Source organism: Microbacterium resistens (assembly GCF_031456305.1).
GTDB lineage: Bacteria > Actinomycetota > Actinomycetes > Actinomycetales > Microbacteriaceae > Microbacterium > Microbacterium resistens_A.
The window spans coordinates 19,443-34,472 of record NZ_JAVDUM010000008.1 but is presented as its reverse complement, the minus strand read 5'-3'; the positions used below and the strand labels follow the sequence as shown (position 1 = coordinate 34,472).

Here is a 15,030-nt window from a genome sequence, read left to right as displayed (position 1 = left end):
AACCGGCCAGGCCGGGTGTGGCGGGCTCTCGTTGCCGATGTCCGTGGCCGGGCGTAGCGTGCCGACATGAGCACCATCACCACGACGCCCGCGACCATCGCGCAGTGGGAGGACGTGCAGCAGACCCTCACCGGCGGCGGCGATGGCCGCAGCTGTCAGTGCGTCTGGCCGGTCCTCGTCAACAAGGAATGGACCACGACGACGAAGGAACAGCGCCAAGGGCTGCTCGAGTCCGAGATCGAGGCCGGTCCCCCGCCCGGGATCGTTGCCTACGTCGATGGGGAGGCTGCGGGGTGGATCCGGGTCGGACCTCGGACGAATCAGGCGCGCCTCGCCCGCACCCGCGCGATCGCTGCGGCGACGACCGAGCCCTTCGAGGACGAGTCCGTCTGGGCGGTGACCTGTTTCAGCGTCCGGCGCGAGCACCGTGGCCTGGGCTTGAACCGTGCCCTTCTTGATGCGGCTGTCGCCTACGCCCGGGAGTCCGGTGCCCGCGTGATCGAGGGCTATCCGATCGACACGAGCGTGCGGAAGACCTCGTCGAGCGAGCTCTTCCACGGCGCTCTCTCGACGTTTCTTGCGGCGGGGTTCACGCCGACCGGTGAGCTCAAGACCGGACGTCCCCTCGTCACCCTGGCCGTCCGATGAGCGGGACGTCCCCTCCGTCCACGTCAGGCCCGCGCGGATCGCGACCGACCGCGCTCGACGACGTGGACTCCACGCCGACGCTCCACGAACGGCTCCGTGAACGGCTCCGAGCCCTGCCCGCGATCGTCGGCTCCCCGCCGCCGTTCGATCCGCAGCTGGCACCGGAATCTCCTCGTGAACTGGTGCTCGAATGGCTCGATGCCGCGATCAGCGCCGGTGTCCCTGAAGCCCATGCCGCGACGCTCTCGACCGTCGACGCCTCGGGCCGACCGGACGCCCGCGTCCTCGCCCTCAAAGACATCACGCCCGACGGATCATTCGAGATCGCATCCGGCGGGGAGTCCGCCAAGGCCGCCCAGCTCCGCTCGAACCCCGCATGCGCGCTCTCCTTCTTCTGGACCCCACTCGCCCGAGCGATCCGGATCCGCGGCACGGCGATCCCCGCCACCGCCGATGAGGCAGCGGCCGATTTCCTCGCCCGCCCGCTCGACGCCCGCGCCATCACGCTTCTCGGCCGCCAGAGCGACCCGATCGGCATCGACGAGGATCCACGCGCCCTGATCGCCGATTCGCTCGACCGCGTCCAAGACCGTCCCGAGATGATCTCGCGAGACTGGACTGTCTGGCGGATCCGCCCCGAGACGATCGAGTTCTGGCAGGGCTCCCCCGACCGCAGCCATCTGCGTCTGCGCTACCACCGCGACGGAGATCGATGGAACCACGAACGGCTCTGGGCCTGAACGCTTGATGCGAAAACACCTGGCATCCGAGACCCCTGCCGAGGCGGTCCGTGAGCCGACAGCAGCCAGACGACGGACGGATCTGAGGAGGACGCCACGCCCCACCTACGATGGAGGGATGCAGCGCGGCACCCCCTCCCGATTCGGCGCCCTCTGGCCGTTCCTTCCGTACATCCTGGTTTCGGTCGTGCACGTCGGCGCCCTCGCGGTGGACAGTCCGCTCGCGCCCCCGACGAAGATGCTGCTCATGCCGCTCCTCGCCCTTCCCGTCGTGCTGGCCTGGCGGCGGATCGGCCCGCGGAGCGCGGCGGTGCTGATGATCGTCGCCCTCGCGTTCTCCTGGCTCGGCGACGAAGCCGGTGCTTTCTTCCCCGCGCTCCCCGAGCTGCCCCTCATGCTCGGGTTCTTCGGTCTCGCCCACATCGCATACATCGCGCTGTTCCTGCGCACACTGCGCGTTCGGCGACTGCCGTTCTGGACGGTCGCCTATGCCCTGTGGTGGCTCCTGATGCTGGTCGTGCTCGGACCGCACACCGGCCCGCTCCTGATCGGCGTCGCCCTCTACGGGATCGTCCTCGCCGGGACCGCGGCCAGCTCCGCCCGCTGCCTGCCGCTCATCGCCTGGGGAGGCGCGTTCTTCCTCGCCAGCGACACGATCCTCGCCTTCCGCCTCTTCCTCCCCGATGCGATGCCCGCATGGACGAGCCCCGCCGTCATGCTCACCTACACGCTCGGCCAAGGGCTGATCATCGCCGGAGCCCTCCGCGCGCTGCGGAAGACGGAGGCCCAGACGTCCGTACGAGCCGAGGGCTCGGTCTTCGGATGAGCGCGGGATCGGTCCGCGTGGACAGCTGGCTGTGGGCCGTCCGCGTCTACAAGACCCGCTCCGCCGCCACCACCGCGTGCCGCGCAGGACACGTACGCGTCAACGGCGATCGCGCGAAAGCCGCGCAGCCGGTGAAGATCGGCGACGAACTGCGCGTACGGATCGCGGGGTTCGACCGGATCCTCGTCGTGCGCCAGACGATCACGAAGCGCATCGGCGCCCCGCTCGCCGCCCTCGCCGCCGAGGATCGCACCCCGCCTCGCGAGCCCGTGGCAGCGGCCGGCCTCCGCGACCGCGGTGCCGGGCGCCCCACCAAACGCGAGCGCCGCGACATCGACCGCCTGCGCGGCCGCTGATCCGGTCGTGGCCCGGGAGCCGATCGAGGGCTTCGTGACCTGGGGCTGCGGCTACGAGCTGCGGCCCGTGGGCTGCGGTTGTGGGCTGCGGCCGGCGGGTTCACGCCGGTATGAGTCCGCGAGACTGCAACTGCGCCACGAGACAGCGCGATAATCCCGCCGTTTGGGAACGCAGTTGCCGTCTCGCGGGGCGGGCGGCAACTGTGCCAAACCCTCCGTCAGCGCGGGAGACGGGGGAGGAGCCAGCCCGCGGAGACCGTCCGCGCGCCGAGGGCCTCGATCCGTGCTCGCAGCTCGCGGTCGCTCGTCACGACCGTCGTCGCATGCCCGGCGAACTGCAGCTCGCGGGCGGCCTCGACGATCTCATCGTCCCCGTGACCGGCGGCCCGTCGCACGATGATCGGCCCATGATCGATGTCGGCAAGAGAACGAGCCTCACCCTCCACCACCATCGTCACGGTCGGATACCACCGGATATCAGCGGTCGGCGCAGTCTGGATCGGCTCTCGGGCATCCTCGTGTGCATCGGATTCGGGCGCCCGATCAGCGGCTCCGGTCAGCTCGGTCCCGGTCAGCTCGGTCTCGGAGCCGTCCTCGGCGAGCACGCCGCCGTGCAGCCAGGCTGTGAGCCGGTCACGCAGACGATCAGCGGCTCCGGCACGGTCCTTCCACCAGCCGTCCGGCACCGATCCCATGACGTTCGCAGCGTCGACGACGATCGCCGGTCGCTGCGCGAGGAGTGCGCGGAGCCGCGGCCACGCGTCGGCGAATCCAGGGTGAAGAGGCAGCTCGTCCACCCGGTCGAGAGCCACCCATTCGAGCGCGACGCTCTCGGGATCGCTGATCACGGGCTCGAAGGGGACCACGACGTCGGCGACGACCGTCGTGTACGACCAGATGCCGAGGTCGAGGATGCTCGCGAAACGCGGGCGGACGGCGCCTCGCGGGATCCCCGCCTCCTCGGTGGACTCGCGCAGGGCGCCGTCCAGCGCGCTCTCCCCCTGGTGCAGCGCACCGCCGGGCAGCCCCCATGTGCCGCCGAAATGGCTCCAGGACACTCGATGCTGCAGGAGGACGCCGCGCTCAGCATCGACGGCGAGGAGTCCCGCCGCTCCGAAGCGCCCCCAGTAGCGCTCGCCTGTGTCGGCGACGACCCAGGCATCGCCGGGATCTCGCGGACCGTCCGGGCGTCGTGGCTCGCCAGGGCTCGGAGGAACGATCGTCACCCCTTCAGCCTTTCACAGCCCGGGCTTCGGGGCACGGCCTGGTGCCGATGGGCGTAATCGAGGTGATCGAGGTGATCGGTGTAATCGGGTGATGCAGGTGAAGGCCCGCTGGATCGCCGCGCAGCGTGGCCGCCCGTTGGCCCTGCCCACCCTGCCCGCTCCTGCCCTTTCGTGCCCGCTCCTGCCCCGGCGTGGCACTTCTTGTGGGTTCAGTACCTCTTCAACCCGCAGAACCTGCCACGCCGGGGCAGTTTCTGCGCGCCCCGGCGCTCCTCACTGGCGGGAACCCCTGCTCTCAAGCCTCACGACGCCCAACCCACAGCAGGTGCCCCGCCGGGGTAGTTTCTGTGGGTTCAGGCGTCGCTCAACCCACAAGAACTGCCACGGCGGGGCAAGCAAGGGCCGGGGCAGGACGACAAGACCCGACCACACGTGCCCTGTGCGTTAGGGACGTCAGGGACGTCAGGGACGGACAGAAGCCCCGGCCGCGCCGGCACGGAGGCGGGCGGCGGCGAGTTCCTCAGCCGCAGCGAGCGGCGTGATGCCGCGGGTGGCCGCATCGTCGAGGATCCGACGGACCGTGTCGCCGATCCCGGACACTCGATCCATGATCTCCTCGCGGGTTCCGAGGTGCTTCGCCTCGAGGTCGAGGTAGATCACTCCCCCGGCGTTCACCACGAAGTCAGGCGCATACAGCACGCCGCGCGCAGCGAGACGCTCGGCGCCGGAGTGCTCGGCCAGCGGATTGTTCGCCGGCCCGCAGACCGCGGCGGCATCGAGCTCGTCGATGACCGCGTCGGTCAGCAGCCCGCCGATCCCGGCCGGCACGAAGACGTCGGCGAGGACCCGGTGCTCGGTGCCGGGCTCCACCCAGGTCGCCCCGAGGCTCTCGGCGAATGCGCGCTTGCCCGCGAAGACATCGGTGACGGTCAGCACCGCGCCCTCCTGTGCGAGGCGCGAGGCCAGACGTCCGCCGACCTGACCGAGTCCCGAGATCGTGATGCGCCGACCGGCGACCTGCCCCGAACCGGCGACGTGTTCCAGCACCGCCCGCAGCGAAGAGAATACGCCCAGGCTCGTCGGCCCTGCCGGTTCGCCCGATCCGCCGACGGCGTCAGGGAGGCCGACGACATGCGCGGTGCGCTCGCTCACGACGAGCATGTCCTCGGTCGTGCTGCCGACGTCCTCCGCCGTGCGATACAGCCCGCCGAGCGACTCGACCGCGTCACCGAGATCGAGGAATGCGGCCCTGCGCTGCTCGGCGTCGAGGACCTGCCCCTCCGCGAGGCCGATCACCGACTTCCCGCCACCGGCGTCGAGACCCGCGGTCGCGTTCTTGAGCGTCATCGCGGCGGACAGCCGCAGGGCATCGCCCAGAGCATCGCTCCAGTGCGGATAGGTCCACAGCCGCGCGCCGCCGAGAGCGGATCCGAGCACCGACGAGTGCAGCGCCACGGCGATGAACAGTCCGCTGCGCCGGCCGGTGATCACCTCCACGCGCTCGTGGGTGAAATCGGGCAGGGGCAGGGTGTGCGTCATCGCGTCCTCTTTCGGCGTGCCTTGTGGGCGTGCTCAATGGACGCCGCGGCGTTGCGGAATCCACTTCCCATCTTGCCGCAGCTGCGGGGCGGAGGCCATTGTCGACATCGACGAAACCCGCGCTCCGGACGCACGTATGTGCCCCGACGTGGCAGTATCTGCGGGTTCACGAGGCGCTCAACCCACAAGAACTGCCACGGCGGGGCAGAAACCGCGAGGCACGCCCCGCTCAGCGCTGGCGGCGCTCCCGGACACGCATGTTGATGACGATCGGGGTGCCGTCGAACTCGTACAGCTCGCGCAGCCGTCGCTGGATGAAGCGGCGGTAGCCGGGGTCGAGGAACCCGGTCGTGAACAGCACGAACGTCGGCGGGCGGGTGGAGGCCTGCGTGCCGAACAGGATGCGCGGCTGCTTCCCGCCACGGAGCGGATGCGGGTGCGCGGCGACGAGCTCGGTGAGGAACGCGTTGAACTTGCCGGTCGGGATCCGGCGGTCCCAGTTCTCCAGCGCGGTCTCGAGCGCCGGGACCAGCTTGTCGAGATGACGGCCGGTCCGGGCGGAGATGTTCACCCGCGGCGCCCAGGCCACGTGCGCGAGGTCCTGCTCGATCTCGCGCTCCAGGTACCGGCGACGCTCGATGTCCTCGTACTGCGGGGTGTTCAGCAGGTCCCACTTGTTGAAGGCGAGCACCAGCGCACGACCCGACTCCAGCACGAGGTCGATGATGTTGAGGTCCTGCACGCTGATCGGCTGGCTGACGTCCAGCACGACGACCGCGACCTCGGACTTCTCCAGCGCGGTCGAGGTCCGCAGCGACGCGTAGAAGTCGGCGCCCTGCTGCAGGTGGACCCGGCGGCGGATGCCCGCGGTGTCCACGAAACGCCACAGCTTCCCGCCGAGCTCGACGATCTCGTCCACCGGGTCGCGCGTGGTGCCGGCGAGGTCGTTCACCACGACCCGCTCCTCGCCCGCCGCCTTGTTCAGCAGCGAGGACTTGCCGACGTTCGGGCGACCCAGGATAGCGACGCGGCGCGGACCGCCGATCTCGTGCTTGGCGACCGCCGAGACCTCCGGCAGCTTCTCCATCACGGCGTCCAGCACGTCCGCGACCCCGCGGCCGTGGATGGCCGAGACCGGGTACGGCTCCCCCAGCCCCAGGTTCCAGAGCGCCGCCGCCTCCGGCTCCTGCCGGGCGTCATCGATCTTGTTCGCGATGAGGAAGACCGGCTTACCGCTCTTGCGAAGGAGGCGGACGACGTGCTCGTCGGTCGACGTCGCCCCGACCTTCGCGTCGACCACGAACAGCACGAGGTCGGACAGATCGATCGCGACCTCGGCCTGCGCCGCCACCGAGCGATCGATGCCCTTGGCGTCCGGCTCCCAGCCGCCCGTGTCGACGAGCGAGAACCGACGGTCCATCCACTCGGCCTTGTACGTCACACGGTCGCGGGTCACGCCGGGGGTGTCCTCCACGACCGCCTCACGGCGCCCGAGGATCCGGTTCACGAGCGCGGACTTGCCCACGTTCGGGCGACCGACGATCGCGACGACGGGGAGGGCCGGGAGGTACTCGATCCCGTCCTCACCCCGCGTCAGACCCTCGAGGAGCGAAGCGTCCTCGTCGTCCAGGTCGTAGTCCTCCAGGCTCGCGCGCAGGGTCGCGGCGCGCGACTCGACGAGCTCCTCGTCCAGGGCGTCCAGCTTCTCGGCGAGGCGGTCGTCGCCGCCTTCGTACTCGTCGTCAGCCATTCTCGGCTCCTTGCTGCGGGGGTGTCGTTCTTCTTTCGATCACCGCGAGCACGGCGTCGATGGTCTGGTCGAGGTCGAGGTCGCTGGAATCCACGACCTCCACCCCGGGTGCTGCCGTGAGGAAGTCCACCACGGCGCTGTCGGAGGCGTCGCGCCGGTGGAGCGCCTCGGCCACGACGGCCGAGTCCTCCCCGGCGAGCTCGCCCGCGCGGCGGGCCGCGCGCACGTCAGGTGCCGCGGTCAGAAGGATCCGCACCGGGGCGTCGGGGGCGACGACGGTCGTGATGTCGCGACCCTCCACCACCACCGCAGGATAGCTAGAGTCCGCGACGATGCGGCGGAACAGGTCGTTCACCTGCACGCGCACCTCCGGGACGCGCGCCACACCGCTCACCGCCGCGGACACGCGGGGCTCCCGGATCGCGTCGGTCACGTCGGACTCCCCGACGAACACACGACGGTCATCGGCGTCCAGCCCCTGACCGAGTGCGAAGTCGGCGGCCGCGGCGCGCACGGCGGAGACGTCGTCGGTGTCGGCGCCCCGGTCGAGCACGTGCCAGGCGAGAGCGCGGTAGGCGGCGCCCGTGTCGAGGTAGCCGTAGCCGAGCCGACGGGCCACGGCCTTGGCGACGCTGGACTTGCCGGAGCCGGCGGGACCGTCGACGGCGACGATGAACGGATCAGTCATTGGTCGTGCCCGCGATCCGCCATCCCCTGGCCTCCAGTCCCTCGATCGCCCCGCGCAGCGACGCCGGGGCGACGCTGATCTCCGCGAGGCCGAACTGCGCGCCGGGGGAATGCTCCAGCCGCAGGTCCTCCACATTCACGTCGAGCTCGCCCAGCTCGCCGAACAGCCTCGCGAGCTGACCCGGCGTGTCGTCCACCATGACGACGAGCTGCTCGAACCGGCGGTTCTGGCCGTGCTTGCCCGGCAGCCGCTCCACGCCCTCGTTGCCGAGGCGGATGGCCTCGGCGACCGTGCGCCGCGCGCCGCCGCGCTCCGGATCCCTGAGCGCGTCCGAGACGCGGGCGAGATCGGCGGCGAGCGCGTCGAGCACCTCGACCACGGGCGCGGCGTTGGCCCCGAGGATCTGCACCCACAGCTCCGGCGCCGATGCGGCGATGCGCGTGGTGTCGCGGACGCCCTGGCCGGCGAGGCGCAGCGCGCTGTCCTCGGCGTCGGCGAGGCGCGCGGCGAGCAGGCTCGCGACGACCTGAGGAACGTGCGAGGTCAGCGCGACCGACCGGTCGTGCTCCTCGGGGGTCATCTCCAGCGGCGTCGCGCCGAGCTCGAGCGCCAGTCCCTCGACGAGCGCGAGGTCGGCGGGCCGCGTCTCCCCGTCGCGGCAGACCACCCAGGGACGGCCGATGAAGATGTCGGCGCGCGCGGAGATCGCTCCCCCGCGCTCCCGGCCGGCCAGCGGATGGGAGCCGATGTAGCGGGAGAGGTCGACGCCGCGTCCGCGGAGCACGAGGTACGGCTCGAGCTTGACGCTCGCGACGTCGGTGACCACGGCCTCGGGGAAGCGGGCGAGCTCCGCCTCGACGACGTCGGCTGTCACGTCCGGCGGGACGGCGACCACGACGAGCGACGGGGCGTCGTCCGCGCGCTCGATCCGTCCTGCGCCGTAGTCCACGGCGAGCCGCAGCTGGCCCGGCGACGTGTCGGAGAGCACCACGTCCACGCCCTTGGCGGAGAGGGCGTGGCCGATGCTCGCGCCGAGCAGGCCGGCGCCGACGATGCGCACGGTGCCGGACAGACGGGAGGCCCGTCCGCCCTGTGCTGTGCTCGTATCGCTCACTCGTTCTCCTGCGTGTCGGTCTGCGCCCCGCCCGGCGATGCATCCGCAGGGGAATCCCGGCGCGCGAGGGTCAACAGCGCACCGAGTTCGATTTTAGTCAGTTCGCGGGTCTTCCCCGCCGGGAGCGTTCCCAGGTGCAGTGGGCCGAACTGCCGGCGCACGAGCTCGGTGACGGGGTGGCCGACCGCGGACAGCATCCGGCGGACGATCCGGTTCCGCCCGGAGTGCAGGGTGAGCTCCACGAGGCTGGATCCGCCGTCGCGCACGGATCCCGAGGCGTCCAGGAGACGCGCCTTGTCCGCGGCGATCGGGCCGTCCTCCAGCTCGATGCCCTTGGTGAGGCGCGCGATCGTCTGCGGCGTCACGCGGCCGTCGACCTTGGCGATGTACACCTTGGTCACCCCGAACGACGGGTGCGCCAGGACGTGGGCGAGATCGCCGTCGTTCGTGAGGATCAGCAGCCCGCTGGTCTCGGCGTCCAGGCGCCCGACGTTGTAGAGCCGCTCCGGCCATTCCGCGGTGAAGCCGCGGAGGTCCGCACGTCCCTTCTCGTCCTTCATCGAGCTGACGACGCCCGTGGGCTTGTTCAGCATCACGTAGCGCCGGCTGGTGTCCAGCTGCACGGCCGTGCCGTCGACGTCGACGAGGTCGTGCTCGGGGTCGATCCGCCGGCCGAGCTCGGAGACCACGATCCCGTTCACCCGGATCCGGCCCTCCACGATGTATTGCTCGACCACGCGACGCGACGCCACGCCGGCGTTCGCGAGCACCTTCTGCAGTCGGACGCCTTCTGGCTCATCGGGGTTCATCGGGGGGTCCTCTCGTCGAAGCCGTCTGCACCGTCGTCGAGCAGCGGCGAGATGGGGGGCAGCTCGTCCAGCGAGTTGATGCCCAGGTTCTGCAGCAGCGCATCGGTGGTGCCGTAGTTGATCGCTCCGGTCTCGGAGTCCTGGAACAGCTCAGTGATGAGGCCGCGGGCGAGCAGCGTGCGCACCACCGAGTCGACGTTGACCGCGCGGATCGAGGCCACCTGCCCGCGGGTCACGGGCTGCTTGTAGGCGATCACCGCCAGCGTCTCCAGCGCCGCCTGCGAGAGCCGCGCCGGCGCCTGCCCTCCCACGAAGTCGGCCACCAGGTCGTCATAGTCCTCGCGGACGTACAGCCGCCAACCGCCGCCGACCTCGCGCAGCTCGAATCCGCGGCGCGGCCCGCGCCCCCTGCCGTCGTAGTCGTCCGCCAGGGTCTGGATCGCCTGACGGACGGCGGGCACGGGAGCACCGACGGCGGCGGCGAGGGAGACGAGGCTGTGCGGCTCGTCGATGATGAGGAGGATCGCCTCCAGCCGCTCGGTCAGCGGCGCATCGATCCTCGCGGTGTCCTGCTCATCGGTCATAGTCTGCTCCCAGGGTCGCGAGCATCTCGTCGGACCAGGTCTCGGCCGACCAGCGCAGCGTCAGCTCGCCGAGCGGCTCCTGTTGTTCGAAGGACAGCGCCGCATGCCGGTAGAGCTCGAGCACCGAGAGGAACCGGGCAACGACGATCCCGGGCTCCGAGACCCCGGCGACCAGCTCGCGGAAGCTCAGCGCCCCGGTGCCGCGCAGCAGCGCGACGACCACGGCGGCCTGCTCGCGGATGCTCACGAGCGGCGCATGCAGGTGGTCGAGCCCGACGTGCGGGATCTCCTTCGGCGTGAAGGCGAGGAGGGCGAGCGCGGCGAAGTCCCCGACGCTCAGCGTCCACACCAGCTCCGGCGTGCGCCCGCGATGCTTCTCGTCCAGGCGGACGGCACGAGGATGGCGCCGGTCCTCGTACTGCAGGCAGCGCGCGAACCAGGCCGAGACCTCCTTGAACGCGCGGTACTGCAGCAGGCGCGCGAAGAGCAGATCCCTGGCCTCGAGGAGGGCCACCGACTCCGCATCCACGAGCTCGCCCTGCGGCAGGAGCCCTGCGACCTTCATGTCCAGGAGGGTCGCGGCGACGACGAGGAACTCGGACGCCTCGTCGAGGTCCTCGTCCGGCCCGAGCTCGCGGAGGTACGCGATGAACTCGTCCGTCACCCGGCTGAGCGAGATCTCGGTGATGTCCATCTCATGCTTCGAGACGAGGCTCAGCAACAGGTCGAACGGGCCGTCGAAGTTGGACAGGGAGACGCGGAAGCCCGCGGGGTCGCCGACCGGTCCGTCCTCGATCCCGCCGGGCTCGGCGATCGACGGTGCGGCGTCGTCAGGCGACGGCGCCACGGGCGACCAGCTCCCGGGCCAGTCGCAGGTACGCCTGTGCGGCGGGGTGCTCCGGCGCGAACTCGGTGATCGGGACCCCCGACACCGAGGCGTCGGGGAACTTCACGGTGCGGCCGATCACGGTCTCCAGGACGTCGTCCCCGAACGCCTCCACGACCCGCTCCAGCACCTCGCGGGAGTGGAGGGTGCGCGCGTCGTACATCGTCGCGAGGAGTCCGTCGAGCGTGATCGAGGGGTTCAGCCGGTCGCGCACCTTGTCGATGGTCTCGATGAGGAGCGCGACGCCACGGAGCGCGAAGAACTCGCATTCGAGCGGGATCAGGACGCCGTGGGCGGCGGTGAGCGCGTTGACCGTGAGGAGGCCCAGCGAGGGCTGGCAGTCGATGAGGACGACGTCGTACTCGCCGGCGACCTGGCGGAGCACCCGGGAGAGGATCGTCTCGCGGGCGACCTCGTTCACGAGGTGCACCTCGGCCGCGGAGAGGTCGATGTTCGCCGGGATGAGATCGAGCCCCTCCACCCCGGTGTGCACGATCGCCTCGTGGACGTCGCGCTTGGTGTCCAGAAGCAGGTCGTAGATCGTGGGGATGTCGTGGGTCGGGATCCCGAGGCCCGCCGACAGCGCTCCCTGCGGGTCGAAGTCGACCGCCAGCACCTTGCGCCCGTACTCGGCGAGCGAGGCGGCGAGGTTGATCGAGGTGGTCGTCTTGCCGACGCCGCCCTTCTGGTTGCACAGCGCGATGATGCGCGCCGGTCCGTGCGCGGTCAGAGGCGCGGGGATGGGGAATCCCTGATACGGACGCCCGGTCGGTCCGATCGGAACGTCGTCCTTCGCCTTCTTAGCCACAGTTCTCCCGCTTCTCGGTGCTCGCTCGATTGTAGCGACCGGCGCGCGGGAGCGTGCGGGGACGCCCCGGCGATCCGCCGGTTCGACGCCCCGCACGCCCCTGATCCGCGCGCTCAGGGCCGGCGCGCGGCACTCCGTTCGCGGGCGGCCGCGACCAGCCCCTCGAAGACCCCTGGATCATCGGCGGTCTCCGGATGCCACTGCACCCCGACGGCGAACCGGTCGCCGTCCGCCTCCATCGCCTGCAGGACGCCGTCGTCATCGTGGGCGACGGCCCGGAAACCGGGATGCTCGGCGACGGCCTGGTGATGATGGCTCGGCACCGTCGTCTCCGGGGGGACGAGCGCGCCGAGGCGCCCGCCCTCCACCCGCACCGCCGTCCCGCGGTAGGACGACGCTCCCCCGGCGTGCTCGTCGTGGCCGACGACGTCCGGGAGGTGCTGCACGAGCGCGCCGCCTGCCGAGACCGCCATCATCTGCATCCCGCGGCAGATGCCGAGCACCGGCAGCCGCAGCCGGTCGGCTTCGCCGAGCAGCCAGAGCTCCCAGGCGTCGCGGTCGTCGTACCAGGTGACCACGTGCGGATCCGGCTGCTGCCCGTAGCGGGACGGGTTGATGTCCGCCCCGCCGGCGATCAGCAGGCCGTCCAGCCGGTCCAGCACCGCCGCGGCCGCGGCGTCCGACGCGACGGGCGGGAGGAGCACGGGGACGCCGCCCGCCTGCTCCACCGCCTGCGCGTAGTCGCTGGGCAGCAGGTCGGCGGGCACGTCGGTCCAGGTGCCCCAGCTGGCGCGCTGCCGGTAGGTGGTGATCCCGATGACCGGGAGGTCACTCAAAGTCGGCCTCCAGCGGCGTGACGTAGGCGTTGGACAGACCACCGTCCACGAGGAAGTCCATCGCCGTGATGAAGCTCGACTCGTCGCTGCCGAGGAAGGCGACCGCGTTGGCGATCTCCTCCGGCTCCGCGAACCGCCCCATGGGCACGTGCACCAGACGCCGCGCCGCGCGCTCGGGGTCCGCCGCGAACAGCTCCCGGAGCAGCGGCGTGTTCACCGGTCCGGGGCACAGCGCGTTCACGCGGATCCCCTTCCGCGCGAACTGCACGCCGAGCTCGCGGGTCATCGCCAGCACGCCGCCCTTGGAGGCGGTGTAGGAGATCTGCGAGGTCGCGGCCCCCATGATCGCCACGAATGACGCCGTGTTGATGATCGACCCGCTCCCCTGCTCCAGCATGTACGGCAGCACCGCCTTGCAGCAGAGGTAGACGCTGGTGAGGTTGACGTCCTGCACGAGGTTCCACGCGTCGATCCCGGTCTTCAGGATCGAGTCGTCCGACGCGGGCGAGATCCCGGCGTTGTTGAACGCGATGTCGATCCGCCCGTACTTCTCCTTCGCCTGCGCGAACAGCGCCTCGACCTGATCCGCGTCCGTCACGTCGACCTGTACGAACAGGCCTCCCAGCTCCTCGGCGATCCGGGGGCCGTTCTCGGTGTCGAGGTCGCCGATGACGACCTTCGCCCCCTCGGCGACGAACTTCCGCGCGGTCGCCAGTCCGATCCCGCTGCACCCGCCGGTGATGACGCCGATCTTGCCTTCGAGCTTTCCCATCGTGTGTTCCTGTCTGCCTTTCATCGTGGTCTTGTCCTGTGGTCCGGCGTCTCAGCCGTCGGTCGAGATGAAGACGTTCTTCACCTCGGAGAAGGAGTCCGGCGCGTCGGGGCCGAGCTCGCGCCCGAGCCCCGACTGCTTGAAGCCGCCGAACGGGGTCCAGTAGCGCACCGAGGAGTGGGAGTTCACGGACAGGTTCCCGCTCTCGACGCCGCGTGCGACGCGCAGCGCCCTGGCGAGGTCCCGCGTGTAGATCGATCCCGACAGCCCGTACTCGGTGTCGTTGGCCTTCGCGATCGCGTCCTCCTCGTCGGTGAACGGCATGACCGCCAGCACCGGCCCGAAGAGCTCCTGCGTCCAGACCGGGTCATCGGCCCCGCGCGGGAGGACGACCGTCGGCGGCAGCCAGAAGCCGCCGGTGCCCTCGACGCCCTGTCCGCGGAACGCGACGTCCGCGCCATACAGCTGCGCCGCGACGCCGTCGCGCTGGCGGGCGGAGATGAGCGGGCCCATCTGGGCGTCCTCCGCGGAGGGATCCTTCACCCGGAACGACTCCACCGCGGGGCGGAGCAGGTCCAGGAAGCGGTCGTAGACGTCGGCCTGCACGAGGATGCGGGAGCGGGCGCAGCAGTCCTGGCCGGCGTTGTCCAGCCCCGCTCCCGGCGCCGATGCCGCCGCCTTCTCCAGGTCCGCGTCCGCGAAGACGATGTTCGCGTTCTTGCCGCCGAGCTCCAGCGTCACCCGCTTCACCTGATCCGCGCACCCGCGCATGATCCCCTTGCCGACCTCGGTCGAGCCGGTGAAGCACACCTTGCGCACGAGGGGGTTCGTGACGAACCGCTCGCCGACGACGCTGCCCTTGCCCGTGATCACCGTGAAGACGCCCTCAGGGATACCCGCCTCCAGGGCGAGCTCGCCGAGGCGGAGCGCGGTGAGCGGGGTCAGCTCGGCGGGCTTGAGGACCACGGTGTTGCCCGCGGCGAGCGCCGGGGCGAAGCCCCATCCGGCGATCGGCATCGGGAAGTTCCACGGGACGATGATCCCGACCACCCCGAGCGGCTCGTGGAAGGTGATGTCCACGCCGTCGGCGACGGGGATCTGGCGCCCGAAGTGCCGCTCGGGCGCTGCGCTGTAGTAGTTCAGGACGTCTCGGACGTTGCCGGCCTCCCAGCGGGCGTTGCCGATCGTGTGGCCGGAGCCTGCGACCTCCAGGGCCGCGAGCTCGTCGATGTGGGCCTCGACCGCGGAGGCGAAGGAGCGCAGCAGCCGCGCCCGCTCCCCCGGGGCGATCGCGCGCCAGGCGGGGAAGGCGCGATGGGCGCGCTCGATCGCGGCGTCGGTCTCGGCGAGGTCTGCGAGACCGACGTCTCCGACGGGGCTGCCCGTCGCGGGATCGAGAACGGTGAAGACGCCGGCGGCGCCGAACGGCGAAGTGGGGATCCTCATGC

At 71.0% G+C, this 15,030-nt stretch carries 16 protein-coding genes; 4 read left to right on the top strand and 12 right to left on the bottom strand.

Annotation, left to right across the window (positions count from 1 at the left end; genetic code table 11):
• The first annotated feature begins 66 nt into the window (after positions 1 to 66).
• The 4 genes from J2Y69_RS09890 (at position 67) to J2Y69_RS09875 (ending at position 2,570) form a co-directional block, all read left to right on the top strand.
• The gene (locus tag J2Y69_RS09890; protein ID WP_310020131.1) at positions 67 to 648 is read left to right on the top strand and encodes a GNAT family N-acetyltransferase; all 582 of its coding nucleotides are present in this window, start codon (positions 67 to 69) and stop codon (positions 646 to 648) included.
• Positions 645 to 1,388 (top strand): pyridoxine/pyridoxamine 5'-phosphate oxidase, encoded by a 744-nt coding sequence (locus J2Y69_RS09885; RefSeq protein WP_310020129.1) that lies wholly within the window; start codon positions 645 to 647, stop codon positions 1,386 to 1,388. Before J2Y69_RS09890 ends, J2Y69_RS09885 begins: the two co-directional genes overlap by 4 nt.
• Positions 1,389 to 1,506: 118 nt before the next feature.
• A complete protein-coding gene (locus tag J2Y69_RS09880; protein WP_310020127.1) occupies positions 1,507 to 2,214 on the top strand; it encodes a lysoplasmalogenase in 708 nt (235 codons plus the stop codon).
• Positions 2,211 to 2,570, top strand: a complete 360-nt coding sequence (locus tag J2Y69_RS09875) for an RNA-binding S4 domain-containing protein (protein ID WP_310020125.1) — start codon at positions 2,211 to 2,213, stop codon at positions 2,568 to 2,570. The genes J2Y69_RS09880 and J2Y69_RS09875 overlap by 4 nt, the downstream gene beginning before the upstream one ends.
• Positions 2,571 to 2,788: 218 nt before the next feature.
• Here the strand turns inward: J2Y69_RS09875 and J2Y69_RS09870 are convergent, their stop codons facing one another.
• The 12 genes from J2Y69_RS09870 to J2Y69_RS09815 form a co-directional block, all read right to left on the bottom strand.
• Complete coding sequence (locus J2Y69_RS09870; protein WP_310020123.1) at positions 2,789 to 3,796, bottom strand: NUDIX domain-containing protein; 1,008 nt, start codon at positions 3,794 to 3,796, stop codon at positions 2,789 to 2,791.
• A 462-nt stretch (positions 3,797 to 4,258) separates the two neighbouring features.
• Positions 4,259 to 5,335 carry a Glu/Leu/Phe/Val dehydrogenase family protein gene (locus J2Y69_RS09865; protein WP_310020121.1) on the bottom strand — a complete coding sequence of 359 codons (1,077 nt, stop codon included), beginning with the start codon at positions 5,333 to 5,335 and terminating at the stop codon, positions 4,259 to 4,261.
• A gap of 229 nt (positions 5,336 to 5,564) precedes the next feature.
• Positions 5,565 to 7,085: a ribosome biogenesis GTPase Der gene (gene der / locus J2Y69_RS09860; protein ID WP_310020120.1), complete on the bottom strand. Its 1,521-nt coding sequence runs from the start codon at positions 7,083 to 7,085 to the stop codon at positions 5,565 to 5,567.
• A complete protein-coding gene (gene cmk / locus J2Y69_RS09855; protein ID WP_310020118.1) occupies positions 7,078 to 7,773 on the bottom strand; it encodes a (d)CMP kinase in 696 nt (231 codons plus the stop codon). The genes der and cmk overlap by 8 nt, the downstream gene beginning before the upstream one ends.
• Positions 7,766 to 8,887 (bottom strand): prephenate dehydrogenase, encoded by a 1,122-nt coding sequence (locus tag J2Y69_RS09850; RefSeq protein WP_310020116.1) that lies wholly within the window; start codon positions 8,885 to 8,887, stop codon positions 7,766 to 7,768. The genes cmk and J2Y69_RS09850 overlap by 8 nt, the downstream gene beginning before the upstream one ends.
• The gene (locus J2Y69_RS09845) at positions 8,884 to 9,696 is read right to left on the bottom strand and encodes a pseudouridine synthase (RefSeq protein WP_310020114.1); all 813 of its coding nucleotides are present in this window, start codon (positions 9,694 to 9,696) and stop codon (positions 8,884 to 8,886) included. Before J2Y69_RS09845 ends, J2Y69_RS09850 begins: the two co-directional genes overlap by 4 nt.
• Complete coding sequence (gene scpB / locus J2Y69_RS09840) at positions 9,693 to 10,280, bottom strand: SMC-Scp complex subunit ScpB (RefSeq protein ID WP_310020112.1); 588 nt, start codon at positions 10,278 to 10,280, stop codon at positions 9,693 to 9,695. The genes J2Y69_RS09845 and scpB overlap by 4 nt, the downstream gene beginning before the upstream one ends.
• Positions 10,270 to 11,127, bottom strand: a complete 858-nt coding sequence (locus J2Y69_RS09835) for a segregation and condensation protein A (RefSeq protein WP_396653075.1) — start codon at positions 11,125 to 11,127, stop codon at positions 10,270 to 10,272. The genes scpB and J2Y69_RS09835 overlap by 11 nt, the downstream gene beginning before the upstream one ends.
• A complete protein-coding gene (locus J2Y69_RS09830) occupies positions 11,111 to 11,974 on the bottom strand; it encodes a ParA family protein (protein ID WP_310020110.1) in 864 nt (287 codons plus the stop codon). Before J2Y69_RS09830 ends, J2Y69_RS09835 begins: the two co-directional genes overlap by 17 nt.
• A 113-nt stretch (positions 11,975 to 12,087) precedes the next feature.
• Complete coding sequence (locus J2Y69_RS09825; protein WP_310020108.1) at positions 12,088 to 12,810, bottom strand: gamma-glutamyl-gamma-aminobutyrate hydrolase family protein; 723 nt, start codon at positions 12,808 to 12,810, stop codon at positions 12,088 to 12,090.
• Positions 12,803 to 13,582 carry a 3-oxoacyl-ACP reductase gene (locus J2Y69_RS09820; RefSeq protein WP_310020105.1) on the bottom strand — a complete coding sequence of 260 codons (780 nt, stop codon included), beginning with the start codon at positions 13,580 to 13,582 and terminating at the stop codon, positions 12,803 to 12,805. Before J2Y69_RS09820 ends, J2Y69_RS09825 begins: the two co-directional genes overlap by 8 nt.
• Positions 13,583 to 13,633: 51 nt before the next feature.
• Positions 13,634 to 15,028, bottom strand: coding sequence for an aldehyde dehydrogenase family protein (locus J2Y69_RS09815; RefSeq protein WP_310020104.1), 1,395 nt, complete (start codon positions 15,026 to 15,028; stop codon positions 13,634 to 13,636).
• Positions 15,029 to 15,030 lie beyond the last annotated feature (2 nt).

Excerpts from the sequence above, each read along its gene's own strand:
- J2Y69_RS09885 (WP_310020129.1), top strand. The coding sequence starts at position 645 with ATGAGCGGGACGTCCCCTCCGTCCACGTCAGGCCCGCGCGGATCGCGA.
- J2Y69_RS09845 (WP_310020114.1), bottom strand. The coding sequence starts at position 9,696 with ATGAACCCCGATGAGCCAGAAGGCGTCCGACTGCAGAAGGTGCTCGCG.
- scpB (WP_310020112.1), bottom strand. The coding sequence starts at position 10,280 with ATGACCGATGAGCAGGACACCGCGAGGATCGATGCGCCGCTGACCGAG.
- cmk (WP_310020118.1), bottom strand. The coding sequence starts at position 7,773 with ATGACTGATCCGTTCATCGTCGCCGTCGACGGTCCCGCCGGCTCCGGC.
- J2Y69_RS09815 (WP_310020104.1), bottom strand. The coding sequence starts at position 15,028 with ATGAGGATCCCCACTTCGCCGTTCGGCGCCGCCGGCGTCTTCACCGTT.
- der (WP_310020120.1), bottom strand. The coding sequence starts at position 7,085 with ATGGCTGACGACGAGTACGAAGGCGGCGACGACCGCCTCGCCGAGAAG.
- J2Y69_RS09820 (WP_310020105.1), bottom strand. The coding sequence starts at position 13,582 with ATGGGAAAGCTCGAAGGCAAGATCGGCGTCATCACCGGCGGGTGCAGC.
- J2Y69_RS09875 (WP_310020125.1), top strand. The coding sequence starts at position 2,211 with ATGAGCGCGGGATCGGTCCGCGTGGACAGCTGGCTGTGGGCCGTCCGC.
- J2Y69_RS09865 (WP_310020121.1), bottom strand. The coding sequence starts at position 5,335 with ATGACGCACACCCTGCCCCTGCCCGATTTCACCCACGAGCGCGTGGAG.
- J2Y69_RS09890 (WP_310020131.1), top strand. The coding sequence starts at position 67 with ATGAGCACCATCACCACGACGCCCGCGACCATCGCGCAGTGGGAGGAC.
- J2Y69_RS09880 (WP_310020127.1), top strand. The coding sequence starts at position 1,507 with ATGCAGCGCGGCACCCCCTCCCGATTCGGCGCCCTCTGGCCGTTCCTT.